Below are 22,056 nucleotides of genomic sequence, written 5' to 3' on the forward strand. Positions count from 1 at the left end.
AATACAGGAGAACTCCACACGTGAAGACCACGGTCGAAAAGCTGAGCCCCACGCGCGTCAAGCTCGCGATCTCTGCCACCCCCGAAGACCTGAAGCCGCACATCGACCACGCATACGGCCACATCGCCGAGCAGGTCAACATCCCCGGCTTCCGCAAGGGCAAGGTGCCGCCCGCCATCATCGACCAGCGCGTCGGTCGCGAGGCCGTGCTGGAGCACGCCGTCAACGACGGCATGGACGGCTTCTACCAGGCAGCGGTCAAGGAGTCGGACATCCGGCCCCTCGGCCGCCCCGAGGCGGACGTCAAGGAGTGGCCCGGCAAGGACCTCACCGGCGACCTGCTCCTCGAGATCGAGGTCGACGTCCGCCCCGAGTTCGACCTGCCGTCCTACGAGGGCCTCGAGCTCACCGTGGACTCCGTCGAGGTCACCGACGACGAGGTCGGCACCGAGCTCGACAACCTGCGCAGCCGCTTCGGCACGCTGATCACGGTGGACCGTCCCGCGAAGACGGGCGACTTCGTGCAGATCGACCTCACCGCGACCATCGCCGGCAACGCCGTCGACACCGCGAGCGGCATCTCCTACGAGCTCGGCTCCGGCGACCTCATCGACGGGATCGACGAGGCGCTCGAGTCCCTCACCGCGGGGGAGAGCACCACCTTCGAGTCGAAGCTGCTCGGCGGCGACAACGAGGGCGAGACGGCCGAGATCGCCGTCACCGTCCAGTCCGTCAAGGAGCGCGAGCTGCCCGAGGCCGACGACGACTTCGCCCAGATCGCCAGCGAGTTCGACACCATCGACGAGCTGCGCGAGGACGTCAAGACCCAGGTCGGCAAGTCCAAGGTGTTCGGCCAGGTCACCCAGGCCCGCGACCAGATCGTCGACAAGCTCCTCGAGGGCGTCGAGATCCCCGTCCCCGAGAAGCTCGTCGAGGACGAGGTGCACCGCCACCTCGAGAACGAGAACCGCCTCGAGGACGACGTGCACCGCGCCGAGGTCAAGGAGTCCAGCGAGAAGGCGTTCCGCCAGCAGCTGCTGCTCGACGTCATCGCCGAGAAGGAGGAGCTGAAGGTCAGCCAGGACGAGCTGACCCAGTACCTCATCCAGGGCGCGCAGCAGTACAACATGGAGCCGAACGAGTTCGTCCAGGTGCTGCAGCAGAACAACCAGATCCCCGCCATGGTCGGCGAGGTCGCGCGCAACAAGGCCCTCGCGGTCGTGCTCGACAAGGCGAAGGTCGTGGACGCCGACGGGAAGGCCGTCGACGTCACCGAGTTCACGCAGCCCGTCGTCCGTGACGCCGATGCCGCCGAGCCCGCCGACGCGGACGCCGAGGCCGTCGTCGCCGACGCTCCCGCGGAGGAGGCCGAGGCCCCCGCCGAGGCCGCCGCCGTCGAGGAGGCGCCCGCCGAGAAGCCGAAGAAGAAGGCGGCGCCCAAGAAGAAGGCCGCCCCGAAGGCCGCCGACTCGGAGTAGTCGCATCCGCCGGACGCATGCACGCGGTCGGCAGCACGAGGGCCCGGGGAGCAGACGCTCCCCGGGCCCTCGTGCTTCCTGCGGCGCGGCGGCAGCACCGGTCCGCCCGCGGCGGCAGCACCGCTCCGCCCGCGGCGGCGGCACCGCTCCGCCCGCGGCGAACACGGCGATCGGGCGGACGGCGCTCCGATAGATTCGTGACTCGAAGCGACGAATGAATGGGAGCTCGAACAATGGCCGAACCGACACTGGTACCCGGTGTTTTTGACCGACTGCTGAAGGACCGCATCATCTGGCTCGGATCCGAGGTCCGCGACGACAACGCGAACGAGATCTGCGCGAAGATCCTGCTGCTGGCGGCGGAGGACTCCGAGAAGGACATCTTCCTCTACATCAACTCGCCCGGCGGTTCCATCACCGCGGGAATGGCCATCTACGACACCATGCAGTTCGTGCCCAACGACATCGTCACCGTCGGGATCGGCATGGCCGCCTCCATGGGCCAGCTGCTGCTCACGAGCGGCACCAAGGGCAAGCGCTACATCACGCCGAACGCGCGCGTGCTGCTGCACCAGCCCCACGGCGGCTTCGGCGGCACGTCGAGCGACATCCAGACGCAGGCCCAGCTCATCCTCTCGATGAAGCAGCGCCTCGCCGAGATCACCGCGGGCCAGACCGGCAAGACGGCCGAGCAGATCAACGAGGACGGCGACCGCGACCGCTGGTTCACCGCCCAGGAGGCCCTCGAGTACGGCTTCGTCGACCACATTCGCGAGTCGGCGACGGACGTCGTCGGCGGCGGCGGCACCGAGACCTCCTAGAGCCCGCGACAGAGTAGACAGGTAAGAGAAGAGAACATGGAACTCCCCACCTTCGGCGGCGCCCGCGGCGCCGGCTCCACCGCCACGAGCCCGTCGTCGCGGTACATCCTCCCCAGCTTCGAGGAGCGCACGGCCTACGGCTACAAGCGGCAGGACCCCTACGCGAAGCTCTTCGAGGACCGCATCATCTTCCTCGGCGTGCAGGTCGACGACGCGTCGGCCGACGACGTCATGGCGCAGCTGCTCGTGCTCGAGTCGATGGACCCCGACCGCGACATCGTGATGTACATCAACTCGCCCGGCGGCTCCTTCACGGCCATGACGGCGATCTACGACACGATGCAGTACGTCTCGCCGCAGATCCAGACCGTGTGCCTCGGTCAGGCCGCCTCGGCCGCGGCTGTCCTGCTCGCGGGCGGCGCGCCCGGGAAGCGCCTCGCGCTCCCCAACGCGCGCGTGCTGATCCACCAGCCCGCCACGGGCGAGTCCAGCGGCGGACAGGCCTCCGACATCGAGATCCAGGCGGCGGAGATCATGCGCATGCGCTCCTGGCTCGAGGACACGCTCGCGAAGCACACCAACCGCGACCGCGACCAGATCAACCGCGACATCGAGCGCGACAAGATCCTCGGCGCCGACGAGGCCCTGGAGTACGGCCTCATCGACCAGGTGCTCACCTCGCGCAAGAACCTGACGGCGGCGATCCCCGCACGCTAGGACCCGCACGGCGGAGGGGCGGTCGGCTGATGCCGACCGCCCCTCCTGCGCGTCCGGGTCAGGCGGCCGGCTCCTCCAGCTCGCCGCGCTCGATCGCCTCGCGCTCGAGCTCCCGGACGATGGGCAGGATGTCCGTGCCGAACCGGTCGATGTCCTCCAGGTAGTGGAGGAAGCCGAGCAGCAGGAGGTCGACGCCGCGCTTGCGGTACTCGACCATGCGGCGGGCGATCTGCTCCGGCGTGCCGATGAGCCCGGTGCGGAAGCCGTCGTTGTACTGCACGAGGTCGCGGAACGTGGAGTCGGACCACATGCCCTTCCCGTCGCCGGTCGACGCGCCCGCCTGCCTCACCGCCTGCCGGAAGCCCTCGACCGCGTCGGGGTTGGCCTTCGCGATGATCTCCTCGAGCACCTCCTGCGCCTCCTGCTCGGTGTCCCGGGCGATGACGAAGCCGTTCAGCCCGAAGCGCACGCGCTCGGTGCGGCCGGCTGCGCGCGCGGACGCCAGCACGTCGGCGCGCTGCTCCTCGAAGCCCGCGAAGTCCTTGCCGTTGGAGAAGTACCAGTCGGTGACGCGACCGCCCATGGCGCGCGCGTCAGTGCTGTTGCCGCCCATGAAGATCTCGGGGTGCGCCCGGCCCGGCACGGCGACGGGCGGCGGCTTCAGCGTGAAGTCGTGGATCCGGTAGAAGTCGCCGAGGTGCGTGAAGTCCTTCTCGGTCCAGAGCCCTCGGAGCACCCGGATGAACTCCTCGGTGCGGCGGTACCGCTCGCCGTGCTCGAGCCACGGCTCGCCGAAGCCGACGAACTCGTCCTTCAGCCAGCCGGAGACCACGTTGACGGCGGCGCGGCCGTGCGACATGTGATCGGCCGTGATGATCCACTTCGCGAGCACGCCCGGGTGCCAGAGCCCGGGGTGCACGGCCGCGATGACCTTGAGGCGCTCCGTGGCGAGCAGGAGGCCCAGCGAGAACGACGTGGACTCGTGCTGCTGGTCGGCGCCGTAGGACGCGGCGTACCGCACCTGGCTGAGGGCGTAGTCGAAGCCGCGCTGCTCGGCGAGCTGCGCGACCTCGACGTTGAAGTCGAAGTCGAAGTGGGTGCGCTGCTCGATGTCGCTCGTCACGAGGCCGCCCGAGACGTTCGGGACCCAGTAGGCGAAGGACAGCGCGTCGGGGGATGCGGTGGCGGGGTTCTCGGTCATGCCGACATGGTGGGTGCGGCGGCTCCACGACGCCCCGTGTGTTGCGCCGTGTGACGGATCCGCGACCACCGATACCACGCGACGGGCCGTGCTCCCAGGGGTCCGGGCGATGTCCCATGCACGGGTTAGGCTCGTGGCACACCGCACGACTTCCGGGGAGGCATTCATGGCACGCATCGGCGAGAGCGCGGATCTGCTCAAGTGCTCCTTCTGCGGGAAGAGCCAGAAGCAGGTCCAGCAGCTGATCGCGGGACCGGGCGTCTACATCTGCGACGAGTGCGTGGAGCTCTGCAACGAGATCATCGAGGAGCGCCTGGCCGAGGCCAGCGAGGAGACGACGGGCGAGTTCGAGCTCCCCAAGCCCAAGGAGATCTTCGGCTTCCTCGACGAGTACGTCATCGGGCAGGAGGCCGCGAAGCGCGCCCTGTCCGTCGCGGTGTACAACCACTACAAGCGCGTGCGCGCCGTCGGCACCATCGGCCCGGCCGAGACGGTGGGCGACGAGATCGAGATCGCGAAGAGCAACATCCTGCTCATCGGCCCCACCGGCTGCGGCAAGACCTACCTGGCGCAGACTCTCGCGAAGCGCCTCAACGTGCCGTTCGCCGTCGCGGACGCGACCGCGCTGACGGAGGCCGGCTACGTCGGCGAGGACGTCGAGAACATCCTCCTGAAGCTCATCCAGGCGGCCGACTACGACGTGAAGCGCGCCGAGACGGGCATCATCTACATCGACGAGGTCGACAAGATCGCGCGGAAGGCCGAGAACCCCAGCATCACGCGCGACGTCTCCGGCGAGGGCGTGCAGCAGGCGCTGCTGAAGATCCTCGAGGGCACGGTGGCCTCCGTGCCGCCGCAGGGCGGGCGCAAGCACCCGCACCAGGAGTTCATCCAGGTCGACACGACCAACGTGCTCTTCATCGTCGCCGGCGCGTTCGCGGGGCTCGAGGACATCATCAGCCAGCGCGCGGGCAAGAAGGGCATCGGCTTCGGCGCCCCGCTGCACCGCAAGGACGTCAACGCCGACGTGTTCGGCGAGGTGCTGCCCGAGGACCTGCACAAGTTCGGGCTCATCCCCGAGTTCATCGGCCGCCTGCCCGTCGTGACCACGGTCACCCAGCTCGACCAGCGCGCGCTGATGGAGATCCTCACCAAGCCGCGCAACGCGCTCGTGCGCCAGTACCAGCGCATGTTCGAGCTCGACGGCGTGGAGCTGGAGTTCGAGCAGGGTGCCCTCGAGTCCATCGCCGACCTGGCCGTGCTGCGGCAGACGGGAGCGCGGGGGCTCCGCGCCATCCTCGAGGAGGTGCTCGGGCCGATCATGTTCGACATCCCGTCGGACGACGAGGTCGGCCGGGTCGTGATCACCCGCGAGTCCGTGGTGCAGAACGCCGCGCCGACGATCGTGCCGCGCGCGTCCCTGCTGCGCGCGGAGAAGTCCGCCTGATCCGCTGACCGGCTGGCCCGCTCGGCCCCCGGCTCACGCACGAGAGCGCCGCACCCCTCGCAGGTGCGGCGCTCTCGTCGTCCCGCGCGGTGCGTCAGTCGGCGAGCCCCCGGCGTGCGAGCAGCGGCTCGATGACCGCGTCGCGCCCGCGGAAGTCACGGTACGCGTCGAGCGGGTCCTTCGACCCGCCGACGCCGAGCAGCCGTGAGCGGAACCGGTCGCCGTTCGCGCGCGTGAGGCCGCCGTTCTCGTGGAACCACTCGACCGTGTCGGCGTCGAGCACCTCGCTCCAGATGTAGGAGTAGTACCCGGCGTCGTAGCCTCCCGCGAACGTGTGCTGGAAGTAGCTCGACGCGTAGCGGGGGAGCACGGCGGGCACGTCGAGCCCGACGGCGGCGAGGGCCTCCGCCTGGAACACGTCGACGTCCTCGACCACGTCGTCGACGCCGATGCGGTGCCACGCCTGGTCGAGGAGGGCGGCGCCCAGGTACTCGCTCGTGAGGAAGCCCTCGTTGAAGGCGCTCGAGGCCTGCACGGCGGCGACCAGCTCCGCGGGCATGGGCTCGCCGGTCTCGTGGTGCACGGCGTACGACGCGAGGATCTCGGGCCACAGCATCCACATCTCGTTCACCTGGCTCGGGAACTCGACGAAGTCGCGGAAGACGTTCGTGCCGGCGAACCGCGGGTAGGTGACGCGGGCGAACAGACCGTGCAGCGCGTGCCCGAACTCGTGGAACAGCGTGTTCGTCTCGTCGTAGCTGAGGAGCGTCGGCTGGCCCGCGGGCGGCTTCGGGACGTTGAGGTTGTTGAGCACCACCGTGGGCGTGTCGAGCAGGGCGCTCTGCGAGATGAGGGGGTTCATCCACGCCCCGCCGCGCTTGGAGTCGCGCGTGTGCAGGTCGAGCACGTACAGGCCGACCGGCCCGCCGTCCTCGTCGCGCACCTCGAACACGCGGGCGTCGGGGTGGTAGGCGCGGATGTCGGGGCGTTCGGCGAACGTGACGCCGTACAGCAGCGTGGCCGCGCGGAAGACGCCGTCGTGGAGGACGCGGTCCGCCTCGAGGTAGGGGCGCATGCGCTCCGTGTCGACGTCGTAGCGCTCGGTGCGGACCCGCTCGCTGTAGAAGGCCCAGTCCCAGGAGGCGAGCTCGAAGGTCGGCTCGCCCAGCTCCTCCTGCGTGCGGTCGATGACGCGCTGCAGCTCGACGGCCTCCGCGCGGGCGTTCCGGGCCGCGGCGGGAGCGAGCCGGCCGAGCATCTCGGCCACGGCCTCCGGGGTCCGGGCCGTCTGGTCGGACGTGACGGCGGCGGCGTGGCTCGGGAAGCCGAGGAGGGCGGCGCGCTCGGCCCGGAGCCGCGTGATCTCGAGCACCAGCGGGCGGTTGTCGTGCGCTCCGCCCCGGGCGCCGCGCGCGAGCGACGCCTCCATGATCCGCCGGCGGAGCGCACGGTCGGTGAGCTGCGCCAGGTACGGGTGGCCTGTCGGCAGGACGAGGGTGATCAGGTGCCGGCCCTCGAGCCCGCGGTCGGCGGCGGCCTGGGCCGCGGCGGCGATCGCGCCCTCGCCGAGTCCGTCGAGCTGCGCGGGATCGTCCACGACCACGGCGAGGTCGTTCGTGTCCTCGAGGAGGTTCGACTCGAAGCGCGTGGTCAGCGTGGACAGGCGGCGGTTCAGGTCGCGGAGGCGGTCCTTCGCCGCGTCGTCGAGGCCGGCGCCGGCCACGGTGAACTCGGCCAGGTACCGCTCGACGAGGTAGGCGGACTCGGCGTCCAGGCCCGCCTCGTGCCGGCCGTCGTGCACGGTGCGGATGCGCGCGTACAGGGCGGAGTCGAGCCGGATGGCGTCGGAGTGCGCCGCGAGCTCGGGCGCGATCCACGCGTCGAGCTCCCGGGTCCACTCCGAGCTGTCGGCGGAGGTGAGGGTGAAGAATACGTGGCTGACGCGGTCCAGCGTGCGGCCGGCGAGCTCGAGCGCGACGAGCGTGTTCTCGAAGGTGGGCGGCTCGGGGGAGTCGGCGATCGCGCGGACCTCGGCCAGGTGCTCCGCGATGCCGGCCTCGAACGCGGGGCGGAAGTGCTCCTCGCGGATGTCGGCGAACGGGGGCATGCCGTAGGGGAGGGTGCTCGGCTCGAGGAAGGGATTCGGGGGCGTCGTCATGCGACGGTCGAGCCTAGGCCGGACGCCCGCTTAGGCTCGGACGGTGACGAGCGAGCGATACACCCACGGCCACCACGAGAGCGTCCTCCGCGTGCACAGCGCGCGGACCGTCCGGAACTCCGCCGCCTACCTGGAGCCGCACCTGCGGCCGGGCCTCGACGTGCTGGACGTCGGGAGCGGTCCCGGCACCATCACGGTGGAGCTCGCCGACATCGTCGCGCCCGGACGCGTGGTGGGCCTCGACATGTCGGACGACGTGGTCCGGCAGGCGCAGTCCCTCGCCGGGGACCGCGGGACGGGCAACGTCGAGTTCGTGGTCGGCTCGGTGTACGAGCTGCCCTACGACGACGCGTCCTTCGACGTGGTGCACGCGCACCAGGTGCTGCAGCACGTCGGCGACCCCGTGCGCGCGCTCGCGGAGATGCGGCGCGTCACCCGGCCCGGCGGCCTCGTCGCGGCGCGCGACGTCATCTACTCCAAGGTCGCCCTGTTCCCGGAGTCCGACGGCCTCCGGCGGTGGGCGGACGTCTACCTGCCCGTGCACCGGGCCAACGGCGGCGAGCCCGACGCCGGATCGCGGCTGAAGGCCTGGGCACGGGCGGCGGGCTTCACCGACATCGCCTCGAGCGCCTCCGTCTGGTGCTTCTCCTCCGATGACGAGCGCGCCTGGTGGGGCGGCGCGTGGGCGGACCGGGCCGTGGCCTCGTCCTTCGCGGGCCAGGCCCTCGACGGCGGCTTCGCCGACGACGCCGACCTGCAGGCCATCCGCGCGGGATGGCAGGAGTGGGCGGCGGACGAGGACGGCTTCCTCGCGATGCCGCACGGGGAGATCCTCGCGCGGCGCTGAACCGCACCCCTGCCGCGCCGTCGCGCGCGCCGTGACGTGACGCGCGACCCGTGATGGCGGCCGACGGGCGCCCTAACCGGGGGCTTCGACGTCCCGGAGGCTCCGGAGGACGGCCGTCGTCCGGTCCACCTCGTCGTCGAGCCGGCCGCCGTGGGCCGCGAGCGCGCGACGCACCCACGCGACGCGCGCGCGGTCGATGCGCATGAGCATCTCGCGCCCCGACGGGCCGAGCGTCAGGACGGTCTCGTCCCCGTCCGGCGTCTCGACGACGAACTGCCGGTGCACGAGGCTCGCGAGTCCCGGGGTGACGGCGGCGCGGGAGGTGCGGCACCGGACCATGAGATCGACGCGGGTCACCCGGTCGTAGCGCGCGATGATCCGGAGGAACAGCACCTGGAGGCCGGTCAGCGGCTCCCACACGGGCACCAGCGCCTCGTGCATGTCGTCCGACAGCGTCATCACCGCCTCGGCCAGGCGGCCCAGCGCCTCGTCGGTCGGGTCGCCGTCGCTCGGGGAGCGGTCGTCGCGACGGCCTCGCCGTCCGTCCTCGCACCGGCGGAGTCCATGTCGTCCCCTGTCGTCTCAGCGGGCACCCGTCGCGGGCACCACGGCATCGACCGCCGGCGGGGTCCGGGCCGGTCGCTCCTGACCTCGAGGATGGCACAGCGGTCACCGGCCGCGCCTCCCCCCGGCCCCGGAGCGGCGGCGCGGCCCGCCCCTCCCGCAGGCTGCGTGCTGTCGGTCAGTCGTCGAAGGGGTCGTCCGTGGACTCGCCCGGGATGGTGATCGTCGCCGCGTCCTCGATCGGGTCGTAGCGGATGACCGTGCCGTCGTCGAGCTCGACGACGGGCTTGCGCTCCAGCCACGTGAGCGTCCAGCGCCACGCGGACGTGTCGGCGTCGAGCGCCACCACGTCGGACTCCACCGTCTTCACGGCGAGGAGCACGACCTCGGGGAGCTCCGCCGGAGCGGTGCCGCCGAGGGGCCAGCGGGTGCCGAGCTGCATCAGACGTCCTGCTCGTAGGTGACCCACGCGGTGCGGCGGGCCACGCGGTCGTACAGGCGCTGCGCCGGGGCGTTGTCCTCGGCGGTGATCCAGCGGAGCATGCTCGCGCCATCGCGGCGCGCGGCTGCGGCGACGGCCGTGACCAGCTGCTCGCCCACGCCCTGGCCGCGCGAGACCTCGCGGACGTACAGGTCGTCGAGCAGGAGACCGTCGGTGCCGCGCGCGAGGCGGGCGAACCGGTGGAAGTGGGCCAGGCCGACGAGGGCGCCCTCGTGCGCGTCGTCGACGGCGACGAGCGCGGTGCTCGCGTGCGCGTCGTCGATGATGTGGCTCCAGGCCAGCACGGCGTGCTCGTCCGTCAGCTCGGTGCCGTAGAACTCGGCGTAGCCGGCGAACAGGTCGAACCAGGGGAAGAAGTCGCCGTCGCGGACGGGGCGGATCGAGATGGTCATGCGTCGGTCTCTCCTCGAGGGCTCGACGGGCGCGAGCGTGATGCGGGTGACGGCCGGGCCGTCCCCCTCGGTGAACTGCAGGTCGGTGATGCGGCCCACGGCGCGCAGGTCGCTCGCGACCAGCTCGAGCGAGCGGATGTCGTCCGCCGACGCCGCGACGACGGCCTCGGCGACCGGGGTCTTCTGGGACGCCTTCGCGTCGGTCTTCGCGCGGCGGATGCCGACGAGGGCCCGGCCGGCGAGGCCGAGGAGCCGCGGGTCGGCCGTGCCGCCGGTGGCAGGGGCGTCGGGCCGGGGAGCGGTGGGCCAGGCGGCCGTGTGGATGGAGCCCTCGTGGGACCAGCTCCACGCCTCCTCCGCCGCGAACGGCACGAAGGGGGCGAACAGGCGCAGCGAGGACGGTGGAGCGCCGCGCCGGAGGGCCGCGACCGCGGATGCGCCGCGGATCGAGCCAGGGTCGGCGTCGGCGGAGTAGGCGCGGTCCTTCACGAGCTCGAGGTAGTCGTCGCAGAACGTCCAGAAGAAGCTCTCGGCGACCTCGAGGGCACGCGCGTGGTCGTACTCCTCGAGGGCGCTCGTGGCGGTCTCGACGACCTCCGCGAGGGCGGCGAGCATGCCCACGTCGATGGCGTGCGTGGCCCGGGCGTCGGCGGGGGCCTCGAAGGACAGGATGAACTTCGCGGCGTTCAGCACCTTGATCGCGAGGCGGCGGCCGATCTTGATCTGGGTCGGGTTCTGCGGGTCCATGGCGGCGTCGACGCCGAGCCGGGCGGAGGCCGCCCAGTAGCGCACCGCGTCCGAGCCGAACTGCTCGAGCGTGGCCGCGGGCGTGACGACGTTGCCCTTCGACTTCGACATCTTCTTGCGGTCGGGGTCGAGGATCCAGCCAGGAGATCGCCGCCGTCCGCCACGGTGCCGCGCCGTGCTCGAGCTCGGCGCGGAGGACCGTGGAGAAGAGCCACGTGCGGATGATGTCCTGCCCCTGCGGCCGCATGGAGAACGGGAAGACGAGGTCGAACAGCTCCGGGTCGCGCTCCCAGCCGCCCGCGAGCTGCGGGGTGAGCGAGGAGGTGGCCCAGGGTGTCCGATCACGTCGAGTCTCGCCCTGGAAGCCGCCGGGCACGCCGCGCTGGTCCTCCCGTGTACCCGGGGGCCGCATCCGACGACGGGTCGACGGGCAGCTGCTCCTCGGTGGGCGTGATGGCCTTCTCGAACTCCGGGTTGCCGTCGGCGTCGAGCGGGTACCAGACCGGGCAGGGGCACGCCGAAGAAGCGCTGGCGGGAGACGAGCCAGTCGCCGTTGAGGCCGCCGACCCAGTTCTCGTACCGCACGCGCATGAAGTCGGGGACGAAGCTCGATCTCCCGGCCGCGGCCGATGAGGCCGACGGAGCTCCTCGTCCCGGCCGCCGTTGCGGATGTACCACTGGCGGGTGGAGACGATCTCGAGGGGCTTGTCGCCCTTCTCGTAGAACTTGACGGGGTGCGTGATCCTCCGCGGCTCGCCGAGGAGCTCGCCGGACTCGGTGAGCTCGACCACGGCGGCCTTCGCAGAGAAGACCGTCTTGCCGGCGAGGGCGGCGTAGGCCGCGCGGCTGGCGTCCGACGTGATGGCGGCGGGCGCCTCGGAGACGATGCGGCCGTCGAAGCCGACGATGGCGCGGTTCTCGAGCTGCAGCTCGCGCCACCACACGACGTCGTTCAGGTCGCCGAACGTGCAGACCATGGCGATGCCGGAGCCCTTGTCGGGCTGGGCGAGGTGGTGCGCGAGCACCGGCACCTCGACACCGAAGACGGGGTCGTGACGGTCGTCCCGAACAGGCCCTGGTACCGCTCGTCGTCCGGGTGGGCGACGAGGGCGACGCACGCCGCGAGCAAGCTCCGGTCGGGTCGTGTCGATGATGACGTCGCTGTCCGGGCGGTGGAACGCCAGGCGGTGGTAGGCGCTCGGCTGCTCGCGGTCCTCGAGCTCGGCCTGCGCGACCGCGGTGCGGAAGGTGACGTCCCACAGGGTGGGCGCGTCGGCCTGGTACGCCTCGCCCCGGGCGAGGTTCCGGAACAAACGCGCGCTGCGATGCGACCTGCGCCTCCCGGCCGATGGTGCGGTAGGTCTGCCGCCAGTCGACGCTGAGGCCGAGGCGGCGAAGAGGTCCTCGAACTGCTTCTCGTCCTCCTCGGCGGCCTCCGCACAGCTCGATGAAGTTGCGGCGGGAGATGGGTCGCTGCTGGTCGCCGGGCTTGGACGTCCCGCCGGTCTCCGCGGGCGCGTAGCCCGGGTCGTAGGGAAGCGCGGGGGTCGCAGCGGCGGACGCCGAGAAGTTCTGGACGCGGCGCTCCTTGTCGGGAGGCCGTTGTCGTCCCAGCCGAGCGGGTAGAAGACGGGGACTCGCCGCGCATGCGGCGGTAGCGGGCGACGACGTCCGTGTGCGTGTAGCTGAAGACGTGGCCGATGTGGAGGGATCCGCTCGCGGTGGGCGGCGGCGTGTCGATGGAGAAGACGGTGCCCGCGGCGGCCTCGTCGCGGCGGAAGTCGTACGTGCCGTCGGCCTGCCAGCGGCTGCCCCACTTGGCCTCGAGGCCCTCGAGGGCCGGCTTGTCGGGGACCCGGGCGACGGGCGGTGCGGTCGCCTCCTGCGTGGTGTCCGGACGTCGTTCGTCAGCCATGCGTGCTCCGGTTCCCTCGTGTGGACGGCACCGTGTCGATGGTGAGGTGCCTGCTGTGCGGGGTTCAGGCTACCGGATGGCGTGACGGCCGGATGCGCGGGAGTCCCGGCCCCGCGCATCTGCCCGTCCGGCTAGGTGGACCGCTCGTGCGCCGCGTCCTGGAAGGCCCGGCGCATGGCCTGGACCCGTCCCGTGAGCTCGGTGGGCACACGGCCGTCGAAGGGGCGAAGTGGGCGTCCACGGCGTCGAGCTCGTCGAGCGAGGACGCGGGGTCGAGCGCCAGCAGCTCCTCCAGGGCGCCGTCCGCGAGGTCGAGCCCGTCGACGTCGAGGTCGGCCGTGCGGGCAGCCCGCCGACGGGGCTCGGACGCACGGGCACCCGGTCCTCGACGCGACGCAGGATCCACTCCAGCACGCGGGCATTCTCCCCAAGCCCGGCCAGAGGAACGCGCCGTCGGCGCCCGTCCGGAACCAGTTGACCTGGAAGACGCGGGCGCCCCGGGCCCGAGGCCCCGGCCGACCTCGAGCCAGTGGCGCCAGTGGTCCGCCATGTCGTAGCCGCAGAACGGCTGCATCGCGAAGGGGTCGTGCCGCAGCTCGCCGACCCGGCCCTCGGCGGCCGCGGTCCGCTCCAGGCCATGGTCGCGCCCATCAGGACGCCGTGCTCCCAGTCCTCGGCCTCCGCCACGAGGGGGACGTTGGTGGCGCGCCGCCCGCCGAGGAGGATCGCGTCGACCACGACGCCGTCGGGGTCGTCCCAGTCGTCCGCGAGCGACGGGCACTGCTCGATGCCGACCGTGAAGCGCGCATTGGGGTGCGCGGCCGGGGTGCCGGACGCGGGCGACCACGGTCGCCCCTGCCAGTCCACCAGGCCTGCTGGGGGCCTCGGCGTCATGCCCTCCCACCAGACGTCGCCGTCGGGGCGGAGCGCGACGTTCGTGAAGATCGCGTTGCCCCACACGGTCGCCATCGCGTTCGGGTTGGTGGCCTCGCCCGTGCCCGTGCGACGCCGAAGAGGCCGCGCTCGGGGTTCACGGCGCGCGCAGGCGCCCCTGGACGTCGGGACGGAGCCAGGCGATGTCGTCGCCCAGCGTCTCGACCGTCCAGCCGGGGATGGTGGAGGTGAGCATGGCGAGGTTCGTCTTGCCGCACGCCGACGGGAACGCGGCGGCCACGTGGAAGCGGCGGCCCTCGGGGCTCGTCACGCGGATCAGGAGCATGTGCTCCGCGAGCCAGCCCTCGTCCCGCGCCATGACGGACGCGATGCGCAGCGAGAAGCACTTCTTGCCGAGGAGGGCGTTGCCGCCGTACCCCGATCCGAACGAGATGATCTCGCGCGCCTCCGGGAAGTGGCAGATGCGCTTGTCGGCGTTGTGCGGCCAGGCCACGTCGGCGGTGCGCCGGCCCGCGTCGTCGAGGAGCGGCGCGCCCAGCCCGTGCAGCGCCCGCACCCAGGGGGTGTCCGGGCCGATGCGGCGGAGCGCGTCGTCGCCCATCCGGGTCATGAGCGCCATGCTCGCGACGACGTAGGGGCTGTCGGTGATCTGCACGCCGAGCTGCGAGATCGCGCCGCCGAGCGGCCCCATGGAGAAGGGGACGACGTACAGGGTGCGCCCGCGCATGGACCCCGCGAGCAGGTCGTCGAGCTCGGCGCGCGTCGTCGCGGGTCGCGCCAGTTGTTGGTGGGACCGGCGTCGGCGGGGTCCTCCTGAGCAGATGAACGTCCTTCTGGTCCTCGACCCGGGCGACGTCGGCGGGGTCGCTGCGGGCCAGGAAGCTGTGCGGGCGCCACTCGGGGTTCAGGCGGATGAGCGTGCCCGCGCCACCATCTCCCGCGTCAGCCGGTCGTACTCGGCCACGCTCCCCGTGCACCAGACACCAACCCGGTCGGGGCGGGTCAGCCGGCGCGACGTCCGCGACCCAGGCGGCGACGCGGGGATCGCGGGCGTGCGCCGGGGCGGCGGATCCGGCGGGAGGGGGGCGTCGCCGCGGTCCGGGCCGGCGGCGCGGGGCGATGCGCCCGGGCCGCCGTCGTGCGCGCGGTCGGCGGTGCTGAGCGGGGGTGCGTCCTCGGATCGTGGTCATGGCTTCCGTCCTCGTCGATCGGGCTGTTGTTCCAGCCTGAGACCGGCCAGGATGGGGTTCGGCGACTCCGCAGGCGTGAGCAAGCGCGGATGTTCACGGAGAAGGTGAAGGAATGGACCAGCTCGTCATCGGACGGCGCATCCGGCACGCGCGGAAGGGCGCGGGGCTCACGCTCCAGGCGCTGGGGGAGCGGGCGGGCATCCTGCCGAGCGAGCCTGAGCATGATCGAGAACGGGCGTCGCGAGACCCGGCTCTCCACCCTCGGCCGCATCGCGGGCGCGCTCGGCGTCGACGTGACGCACCTGCTCGCCGACCAGGCGCCCGACGCGCGCTCGGCCCTCGAGATCGAGCTCGACCGGGCGCAGCGCTCCCCCGCTCTACGGCGGCCTCGGCCTGCCCGCGGTGCCGGCGAGCCGCGCCCTGCCGCAGGAGACCCTCGAGGCGCTCGTCGGCCTCCACCGCGAGCTCGCGCGGCGGGCCCGCGAGTCGATCGCCACGCCCGAGGAGGCCCGTCGCGCGCGCACGGAGCAGCGGCTCATGATGCGGGCCCGCGACAACCACCTCCCCGCCATCGAGGAGCTGGCGGAGGCGATGCTCGCCGACGTCGGCCACAGCCGGGGCGCCCTCTCGCACCGCAGCGTGAGCCGGATGGCGGAGGGGCTCGGCTTCGAGCTCATCTACGTGGACGACCTGCCGCGGTCCACGCGCTCCGTGACCGACCTCGGCGAGGGCCGGATCTACCTCCGCCCGCCTCCATCCCGGGCGGTCACGGCCTGCGGTCGATGGCGCTGCAGGCCATGGCGCACCGGGTCCTCGGGCACGAGGAGCCCGCCAGCTACGCCGACTTCCTCCGGCAGCGGCTGGAGATCAACTACTTCGCGGCCGCGTGCCTGATGCCGTTGACGCAGTCGGTCGAGTTCCTCGCGGCAGGCGAAGTCGCGCCGCGACCTCGCGGTGGAGGACTTCCGGGACGCGTTCGGGGTCACCCACGAGGCGGCGGCGCTCCGGCTCACCAACATCTGCACCACGCACCTCGACCTCCGCGTGCACTTCCTGCGCGTGGGCGGGGACGGCGCGGTCTACAAGGCGTACGAGAACGACGGCCTGCCGCTGCCCGTCGATGTGACCGGCGCCGTCGAGGGCCAGCCGGTGTGCCGCGAGTGGGCGGCACGCGGCGCCTTCGACCGGACCAACCGCACCACCGAGTTCCACCAGTACACGGACACGCCGGCCGGCACGTTCTGGTGCTCGACGCAGACGGGGTCCACGGCGGAGGGCGAGTACTCGATCACGTTCGGCGTGCCGTTCGCGCACGCGCGGTGGTTCCGCGGCCGGGAGACGACCGCGCGGAGCAGCTCGCGGTGCCCGGACGAGTCGTGCTGCCGTCGCGCCGACCCCGCGGACGCCGGCCGGTGGCGGGATCGGGCGTGGCCGAGCGCGCGCCTGCACGCGCACATCCTCGCGCCGCTGCCGCGCGGGGCCTTCCCGGGGGTGGACGACCGGGAGCTGTACGCGTTCCTCGACCGGCACGCCGGGGTCTGAGGCCGGGCCGTCAGCGCGGCGCCCGATCGTCAGCGTGGCGCCGGGCCGTCAGCGCGGCGCCGGGCCGTCAGCGCGGCGCCGGGCCGGAGTCGAGCCGGGGGACGGCCGCGAGGAGCGCCCGCGTGACCGCATGGGCGGGGCGAGCCAGCACGTCGTCGGCGGACCCGCGCTCCACGACGCGGCCCTCGTCCATCACGAGGATCTCGTCGCTCATGTGCGCGACGACGCCGAGGTCGTGGGAGATGAGCAGGATGCCGAGGCCCAGTCGGCGCTGCAGCTCGTCGAGCAGGTCGAGCACCTGGGCCTGCACGGCGATGTCGAGGGCCGAGACCGGCTCGTCGCAGAGCAGCACGTCGGGGCGGGCCGCCAGGGCGCGGGCGATCGCGACGCGCTGGCGCTGGCCGCCCGACAGGCGCGCGGGGCGGCGGCGGAGCACGAGCGCGGGATCGAGGCCGACCTGCGCGAGGAGCGTCGCCGGCGAGTCGACGGCCTCCGCGCCGTGGAGTCCCGCGACGGCGAGGGCGTCCTGGAGGATCCGGCCGACCGTCCAGCGCGGGTCGAACGACGCGAGCGGGTCCTGGTAGACGGCGCCGACGCGGGGACGACGGCTGCGGCGGGCGCGCTCGGGGATCCCGCTCCACTGCTCCCCGTCGAGCGTCACGGTGCCGGCGTCGGGCTCCTCGAGCGCGAGGAGGAGCCGCGCGACCGTGGTCTTGCCGGACCCGGACCCGCCGACGAGCCCGAGCGTGCGGCCGCGGCGGACCTCCAGGTCCACGTCGTCGACGGCCGTGCGGACGGTGCCGCCCTGGGCCGCGGTAGGACCGGCCGAGGCCGGTGGCGCGGAGGACGACCTCCCCGGCGGCACCGGCGGGGGACGCCGGCGATCCGCTGGGCGCCGGCGTGCGGTCGGCGACGGCCGAGAGCCGCGCCTCCGAGAGCGGCACGCCCCGTGGCACGCCCGTCGGGACCGCCGCGACGAGGGCGCGGGTGCGACGGTGGGCGGGGGAGCCCAGGACGTCCGCGGTGGGGCCCTCCTCCACGATGCGGCCGTCGTGCATCACGGCGACGCGGTCCGCGAGGTGGGCCACGACCGCGAGGTCGTGGCTCACCAGCAGGGTCGCCTGGCCGCGCGTGCGCAGGTCGGCGAGCAGGTCGAGGATGCGCGCCTGCACGGTGGCGTCGAGCGCCGTCGTGGGCTCGTCCGCGACGAGCAGCGGCGGGTCGAGGGCCAGGGCCGCCGCGAGGAGCGCGCGCTGGCGGAGCCCGCCGGAGAGCTCGCCGGAGCGCTGGTGCACGCGCGTCGCGGGATCCGGCATGCCGACCCGCTCGAGCAGCTCGAGCACGCGCGCCCGCCGCGCGCGGGCGTCGCGGATGCCGTGCAGGCGGAGGGGGTCGCCGATCTCGCGGCCGATCGGGCGCAGCGGGTCGAGCGAGGAGAGCGCGTCCTGCAGCACGAGCCCGACTCCCGTGCCGCGCACCCGGCGCCACTCGCGGGGACCGGCGTGGCGCAGGTCGCGGCCGGCGATCTCGAGGGCGTCGGCCTGGACCTCGGCGCCCGTGCCCGCCAACCCGAGGAGGCTGCGCGCCGTGACGCTCTTCCCGGAGCCCGAGGTGCCGACGAGGGCGAGGCACTCGCCGGCGGCGATGCGCAGGGAGACCCCGTGGACGACGGGGACGCCCCCGAAGGAGACCCGGAGGTCCTCGACGCGGAGCGCCAGCGGAGAGGACGCACCCGCGGCGGCCCGGGTGGTCGCGGCACGGTCCCCGGTCGCCCGATCGCCGCTCACGAGGCCCGGACCCGTCGCTCGAGCGCGCGGCCGAGCACGGTCGAGGCCGTGGCGGTGAGCACGATCATGAGGCCGGGCACGACCGTCAGCCACGGCGCGGAGCCGATGTAGGTGCGCCCGGCGGCGAGCATCGCGCCCCACTCCGGATCCGGCGGCACCGTGCCGAGGCCGAGGTAGCTGAGGGAGGACGCCCACACGATCGCCTGCCCGACGCCGAGCGTCCCGAGCACGAACAGGGGCGCGGCGGTGTTCGGCAGGATGTGCCGGACGAGGACGACGAGCGGCGGACGCCCGAGGACCGTGGCGGCCTCGACGTACGGCGACCGGCGCACCGACATGACCCGGCCGCGGATGATGCGCGCGTAGCCGGGCGCCGCGGAGATCCCGACGGCGAGGGTGGCGCTGCCGATGCCGGGCCCGAGGATCACGATGAGGAAGAGCGCCAGCAGGAGGCCCGGGAACGCGAACACGACCTCGATGACGCGGTTGACGGCGAAGTCGGCGACGCGCCCGAGGAGCGCCGCGAGGAGGCCCAGGACCGCGCCGAGGCCGAGGCCGATGGCCGTCGCGCTCACGCCGATGACGAGGCTGGGGCCGGCGCCGTGCACCACGCGCGTCAGGACGTCGCGCCCCGACTCGTCGGTGCCGAGCAGGTGCCCGGCGCCCGGCGGACGGAAGGCCTCCGCCGGGGCGATGGCGAGCGGATCCCCCGGCGCGAGGAGCCCGGGCGCGAGCGCGGCGGCCAGGAGGAGCGCGACCGCGAGGGCGGCGCCCGCGGTGCCGGCGGCGGCGAGGATCCGGAGCGGCGGTCGGGAGGGCGCGGACGCGAGGAGGGTCTCGGCGCGGGGATCGCTCATCGCGTGACCGCCCGTGCGTCGGCATCCGCGTCGGCTCCGGGCGCGGCGGTCGGCACCGGTCCGGTGCGGGCGTCGACCAGGCGCGGGTCGACGAGGCGCGCGAGCAGGTCGGTCACGGCGGTGAGCACGATGTAGATCACCGCCACCACGAGCACGACGCCCACGATCACGGGCACGTCGCGGCTGGTCACAGCCGAGAGCGCCGTGCGTCCGAGGCCGGGCCGGGCGAAGATCTGCTCGACGACCACGGCGCCGGAGATGAGGAAGCCGAACGCCCAGCCGGACAGCGCGATGCCCGGCGCGGCCGCGTGCCGGAGCGCGTGCCGGAGCCGGACGCCCGCCTCGGACTCCCCGCGGGCGCGCGCGGCGAGCGCGAAGGGGGAGTCCAGGGCGTCCAGCAGCGCCTCGCGCATGATCTGGCCGAGGAAGCCGGCGAGCGGGATGGCCAGCGTGAGCACGGGGAGCACCAGGCCGGCGGGCGTGGATCCGCTCACCGCGGGCAGCCAGCCGAGACCGGTGGAGAACACGAGGATGAGCACCACGCCGATCCAGAAGTGCGGCAGCGACGCGGCCACGATCTCGACGCCCGCCCCGAGCGCCCCCGCCACGCGGCCGGCGCCGATCGAGACCAGGGCGAGCCCGAGCGCGAGGACCCAGGCCACCGCGAGCGCCAGCACCGCGACGAGCAGCGTGCCCGGCAGCTGGCGCGCGAGGACGGCGGCCACGTCCTCGCGCAGCGCGTACGAGCGTCCGAGGTCGCCCTGGACGAGCCGGCCGAGTTGGGCGAGGTACTGCACGAGCAGCGGCTGGTCGAGGCCGTACTCCGCGCGCACCGCGGCCACCGCCTCGGGCGGCGCCTGCGATCCCGGCCCGCCGAGGATCGCCTGCGCCGGATCGCCCGGGATGAGCCGCACGGCGAGGAACGTCACCGTCGCGACCGCCCAGAGCACCAGCACCGCGCCGCCGATCCCGCGCCCCCACGGCCCGCGCGAGGGCGGGGACGCGGGAGCGGGGTGCGGTGGCGCGGCCGCGGGTCACCGGGCGAGCCAGGTGTCGTACAGCGTCGGCGTCGCCACCGACGGCAGCGCGCGGAGGCCCTGCACGTCGGCGCCGAGCAGGAAGTGGTTCTGCTGGTCGTAGAGCGGCAGGATCCAGTGCCCCTCCATCACCCGGCGCTGCACGTCGGCGTAGAGCGCGTCGCGGCGCTCCAGGTCGGTCGTGGACCGCGCCTCGGCGAGCGCCTGGTCGATCTCGGGGACCGACACCTTGGCGTGGTTCGCGAAGTAGCCGCTCGGCGCGGGGGTGATGCCCGAGGTGTCGTAGAGGATGCGCAGCACGTCCGGTCCGGCCTTGGTGTAGGGCGCGCTGACGAGCTCGTACGCGTCGTCCCCGAGCGCCTCGTACCAGGAGCCGAGGTCCATGGGCTCGAGCTGCACGTCGAATCCGACCTCCTTCGTGGTGGCCTGGATCTGCTCGAACAGCGACTGCTCGGCGGGGATCGACTGGTTGGTGCTCACGGGGAAGCGGAGCGTGAGGCGCTGGCCGTCGCGCGTGCGGATCCCGTTGGCGTCCCGCGCCGACCAGCCGGCCGCGTCGAGCAGGTCGCCCGCCCGGTCGACGTCGATCTCGAACGGGTCGGGGTCCGAGACGCCGGCGGGCTCGGTGCTCGCGAGCGGCGAGTAGGAGCGCTCGGCCGTGCCCTGGAACAGCGCCGTGATGCCGGCGTCGACGTCGGCCGACCGGATGAAGGCCTCGCGGACGCGCGCGTCGTCGAAGGGCGCCTGCCCGGAGTTCAGCTCGATGCGGTTGGAGGCGCCGGGCCGCGGCGCGTCCAGCTCGCCGAGGGTCCCCGCGGCCGTCGCGGAGGCGATGGCGTCGGGCTGCGCGTTGTCGATCACGTCGACCTCGCCGCTCTGGAGGGCGGCGTAGCGGGAGGCGGAGTCGGGGAGGAAGCGCCAGTCGACGCGCTCGAGGTAGGCGGGCCCGCTGTGCTCGGCGTCGGCGGGGGGCGACGAGTAGTCGTCGTTGCGGATCAGCGAGACGGACTGCTGGCGGTCCCAGCGCTCGACGAGGAACGGCCCGGTGCCGATGGGCTGGGCGCAGTTCTCGTCCGTGCCGCGGGCGATCCCGGCGGGCGACTCCATGGCGAGCCACGGCTGCGAGAGCGACTCCAGCAGCGCGCTGTCGGGGGTGGAGAGCGTCAGCTGCACGGTGGAGGCGTCGACGGCCGTCGCGTCGGCGACGGCCTCCAGCGCGAGGTACCCGGTGCTCGACAGCGTCGCCGGGTCCTGCACGTGCTGGATGTTCGCCACCACCGCGTCGGCGTCGAACGGGGTGCCGTCGGTGAAGGTCACGCCCTGGCGCAGCTGCAGGGTGAGTCCGAGCCCGTCGTCGCTCCAGGTCCAGGTCTCCGCGAGCCAGGGCGTGATGCCGCCCTCCCCGTCGAGCGACACGAGCGGCTCGAGGAACTGGGAGGACACGAGCGCCTGCGGGTAGTTGCCGCCGACGTGCGGGTCGAGGCACTCGGGCTCGGCGTCGCCCGACGCGTACACGAGCGTGCCGCCGGAGACGGGCGTGGTGGACGCCTCGGGGGCGGCGGGGGTGCAGCCGGAGAGGACGAGGGAGGTCGCGGCGAGGGCGCCGAGGCCCGCGAGGGCGCGGGCGCGCGAGGTGGGGATCATGGGTGCTTCCGGGTGGGAGCGCCGGTCGGGCGCGGGGGAGTGGTTTCTGTACCGCGTCCAACAATACGGGACCCCACCGACGCCGGTGCGCCAGGATGGGCCCATGACCTCCGCCCGTCCCGCCGGCCGTCCGCGCCGATCGTCGCGGGCGACCCTGGAGGAGGCCGCCGCCGAGCTCTTCCTCGAGAACACCTACGCGGCGACGACGGTGGAGCAGATCGCGCAGCGCGCCGGGGTCAGCCGCGCCACCTTCTTCAACTACTACGCCTCCAAGGCCGACCTCCTCTGGGCGGGCCTCGACGACACGCTCCGGGCG

General features: G+C 73.3%; 15 protein-coding genes and 5 pseudogenes. 7 read left to right on the top strand and 13 right to left on the bottom strand.

Annotation, left to right across the window (positions count from 1 at the left end; all coding sequences use genetic code 11):
* The first annotated feature begins 20 nt into the window (after positions 1–20).
* The 3 genes from tig to ACZ411_RS05490 all read left to right on the top strand — a co-directional run bounded on the left by tig (position 21) and on the right by ACZ411_RS05490 (position 3,016).
* Positions 21–1,478, top strand: coding sequence for a trigger factor (gene tig / locus ACZ411_RS05480; RefSeq protein WP_464169071.1), 1,458 nt, complete (start codon positions 21–23; stop codon positions 1,476–1,478).
* Positions 1,479–1,711: 233 nt separating this feature from the next.
* On the top strand, positions 1,712–2,299 hold the full coding sequence (locus ACZ411_RS05485) for an ATP-dependent Clp protease proteolytic subunit (protein ID WP_012038150.1): 588 nt from the start codon (positions 1,712–1,714) through the stop codon (positions 2,297–2,299).
* Positions 2,300–2,335: 36 nt separating this feature from the next.
* On the top strand, positions 2,336–3,016 hold the full coding sequence (locus ACZ411_RS05490) for an ATP-dependent Clp protease proteolytic subunit (RefSeq protein ID WP_012038151.1): 681 nt from the start codon (positions 2,336–2,338) through the stop codon (positions 3,014–3,016).
* Between the two features lie 58 nt (positions 3,017–3,074).
* On the opposite strand, the gene sfnG is transcribed toward ACZ411_RS05490, so the two are convergent.
* Positions 3,075–4,217, bottom strand: coding sequence for a dimethylsulfone monooxygenase SfnG (sfnG, locus tag ACZ411_RS05495; RefSeq protein WP_104342984.1), 1,143 nt, complete (start codon positions 4,215–4,217; stop codon positions 3,075–3,077).
* A 166-nt stretch (positions 4,218–4,383) separates the two neighbouring features.
* On the opposite strand from sfnG, the gene clpX reads away from it, so the two are divergent.
* A complete protein-coding gene (gene clpX, locus ACZ411_RS05500) occupies positions 4,384–5,664 on the top strand; it encodes an ATP-dependent Clp protease ATP-binding subunit ClpX (protein ID WP_094115696.1) in 1,281 nt (426 codons plus the stop codon).
* Between the two features lie 94 nt (positions 5,665–5,758).
* Here the strand turns inward: clpX and ACZ411_RS05505 are convergent, their stop codons facing one another.
* The gene (locus ACZ411_RS05505) at positions 5,759–7,822 is read right to left on the bottom strand and encodes a M3 family metallopeptidase (protein WP_464169083.1); all 2,064 of its coding nucleotides are present in this window, start codon (positions 7,820–7,822) and stop codon (positions 5,759–5,761) included.
* Positions 7,823–7,865: 43 nt separating this feature from the next.
* On the opposite strand from ACZ411_RS05505, the gene ACZ411_RS05510 reads away from it, so the two are divergent.
* On the top strand, positions 7,866–8,669 hold the full coding sequence (locus ACZ411_RS05510) for a class I SAM-dependent methyltransferase (RefSeq protein WP_104289163.1): 804 nt from the start codon (positions 7,866–7,868) through the stop codon (positions 8,667–8,669).
* A 72-nt stretch (positions 8,670–8,741) separates the two neighbouring features.
* Here the strand turns inward: ACZ411_RS05510 and ACZ411_RS05515 are convergent, their stop codons facing one another.
* The 7 genes and pseudogenes from ACZ411_RS05515 to ACZ411_RS05545 all read right to left on the bottom strand — a co-directional run bounded on the left by ACZ411_RS05515 (position 8,742) and on the right by ACZ411_RS05545 (position 14,506).
* Positions 8,742–9,131 (bottom strand): MarR family transcriptional regulator, encoded by a 390-nt coding sequence (locus ACZ411_RS05515; RefSeq protein WP_464169086.1) that lies wholly within the window; start codon positions 9,129–9,131, stop codon positions 8,742–8,744.
* Between the two features lie 280 nt (positions 9,132–9,411).
* Positions 9,412–9,675 carry a hypothetical protein gene (locus tag ACZ411_RS05520; RefSeq protein WP_094115700.1) on the bottom strand — a complete coding sequence of 88 codons (264 nt, stop codon included), beginning with the start codon at positions 9,673–9,675 and terminating at the stop codon, positions 9,412–9,414.
* Positions 9,675–10,127, bottom strand: a complete 453-nt coding sequence (locus tag ACZ411_RS05525) for an N-acetyltransferase family protein (protein ID WP_464169269.1) — start codon at positions 10,125–10,127, stop codon at positions 9,675–9,677. Before ACZ411_RS05525 ends, ACZ411_RS05520 begins: the two co-directional genes overlap by 1 nt.
* Positions 10,128–10,136: 9 nt before the next feature.
* A pseudogene (gene valS / locus ACZ411_RS05530) lies at positions 10,137–12,789 on the bottom strand (valine--tRNA ligase); the annotation flags it as partial.
* 64 nt (positions 12,790–12,853) lie between these two features.
* Positions 12,854–13,363, bottom strand: a complete 510-nt coding sequence (locus tag ACZ411_RS05535; protein ID WP_464169271.1) for a hypothetical protein — start codon at positions 13,361–13,363, stop codon at positions 12,854–12,856.
* A 119-nt stretch (positions 13,364–13,482) separates the two neighbouring features.
* Positions 13,483–13,758, bottom strand: a pseudogene (locus ACZ411_RS05540) (phosphoenolpyruvate carboxykinase domain-containing protein); the annotation flags it as partial.
* A 61-nt stretch (positions 13,759–13,819) separates the two neighbouring features.
* Entirely contained in the window at positions 13,820–14,506 is a 687-nt protein-coding gene (locus ACZ411_RS05545; protein ID WP_464169273.1) for a phosphoenolpyruvate carboxykinase domain-containing protein, read from the bottom strand.
* A gap of 479 nt (positions 14,507–14,985) precedes the next feature.
* Between ACZ411_RS05545 and ACZ411_RS05550 the strand changes: the two are divergent.
* Positions 14,986–16,415 (top strand): annotated as a pseudogene (locus tag ACZ411_RS05550) (helix-turn-helix domain-containing protein).
* Between the two features lie 67 nt (positions 16,416–16,482).
* Here the strand turns inward: ACZ411_RS05550 and ACZ411_RS05555 are convergent.
* The 4 genes and pseudogenes from ACZ411_RS05555 to ACZ411_RS05570 form a co-directional block, all read right to left on the bottom strand.
* Positions 16,483–18,133 (bottom strand): annotated as a pseudogene (locus tag ACZ411_RS05555) (dipeptide ABC transporter ATP-binding protein).
* Between the two features lie 65 nt (positions 18,134–18,198).
* On the bottom strand, positions 18,199–19,059 hold the full coding sequence (locus ACZ411_RS05560; RefSeq protein WP_464169088.1) for an ABC transporter permease: 861 nt from the start codon (positions 19,057–19,059) through the stop codon (positions 18,199–18,201).
* Positions 19,056–20,015, bottom strand: coding sequence for an ABC transporter permease (locus ACZ411_RS05565; RefSeq protein ID WP_464169090.1), 960 nt, complete (start codon positions 20,013–20,015; stop codon positions 19,056–19,058). The genes ACZ411_RS05560 and ACZ411_RS05565 overlap by 4 nt, the downstream gene beginning before the upstream one ends.
* A 78-nt stretch (positions 20,016–20,093) precedes the next feature.
* On the bottom strand, positions 20,094–21,740 hold the full coding sequence (locus ACZ411_RS05570; RefSeq protein ID WP_464169092.1) for an ABC transporter substrate-binding protein: 1,647 nt from the start codon (positions 21,738–21,740) through the stop codon (positions 20,094–20,096).
* 103 nt (positions 21,741–21,843) lie between these two features.
* On the opposite strand from ACZ411_RS05570, the pseudogene ACZ411_RS05575 reads away from it, so the two are divergent.
* Positions 21,844–21,966, top strand: a pseudogene (locus ACZ411_RS05575) (TetR/AcrR family transcriptional regulator); the annotation flags it as partial.
* Positions 21,967–22,056 lie beyond the last annotated feature (90 nt).

This window comes from Clavibacter sp. AC415 (genome assembly GCF_979252985.1).

Coding starts and splice junctions, on each gene's coding strand:
- ACZ411_RS05485 (WP_012038150.1), top strand. CDS start 1,712: ATGGCCGAACCGACACTGGTACCCGGTGTTTTTGACCGACTGCTGAAG.
- ACZ411_RS05490 (WP_012038151.1), top strand. CDS start 2,336: ATGGAACTCCCCACCTTCGGCGGCGCCCGCGGCGCCGGCTCCACCGCC.
- sfnG (WP_104342984.1), bottom strand. CDS start 4,217: ATGACCGAGAACCCCGCCACCGCATCCCCCGACGCGCTGTCCTTCGCC.
- clpX (WP_094115696.1), top strand. CDS start 4,384: ATGGCACGCATCGGCGAGAGCGCGGATCTGCTCAAGTGCTCCTTCTGC.
- ACZ411_RS05505 (WP_464169083.1), bottom strand. CDS start 7,822: ATGACGACGCCCCCGAATCCCTTCCTCGAGCCGAGCACCCTCCCCTAC.
- ACZ411_RS05520 (WP_094115700.1), bottom strand. CDS start 9,675: ATGCAGCTCGGCACCCGCTGGCCCCTCGGCGGCACCGCTCCGGCGGAG.
- ACZ411_RS05525 (WP_464169269.1), bottom strand. CDS start 10,127: ATGACCATCTCGATCCGCCCCGTCCGCGACGGCGACTTCTTCCCCTGG.
- ACZ411_RS05535 (WP_464169271.1), bottom strand. CDS start 13,363: ATGCAGCCGTTCTGCGGCTACGACATGGCGGACCACTGGCGCCACTGG.
- ACZ411_RS05560 (WP_464169088.1), bottom strand. CDS start 19,059: ATGAGCGATCCCCGCGCCGAGACCCTCCTCGCGTCCGCGCCCTCCCGA.
- ACZ411_RS05570 (WP_464169092.1), bottom strand. CDS start 21,740: ATGATCCCCACCTCGCGCGCCCGCGCCCTCGCGGGCCTCGGCGCCCTC.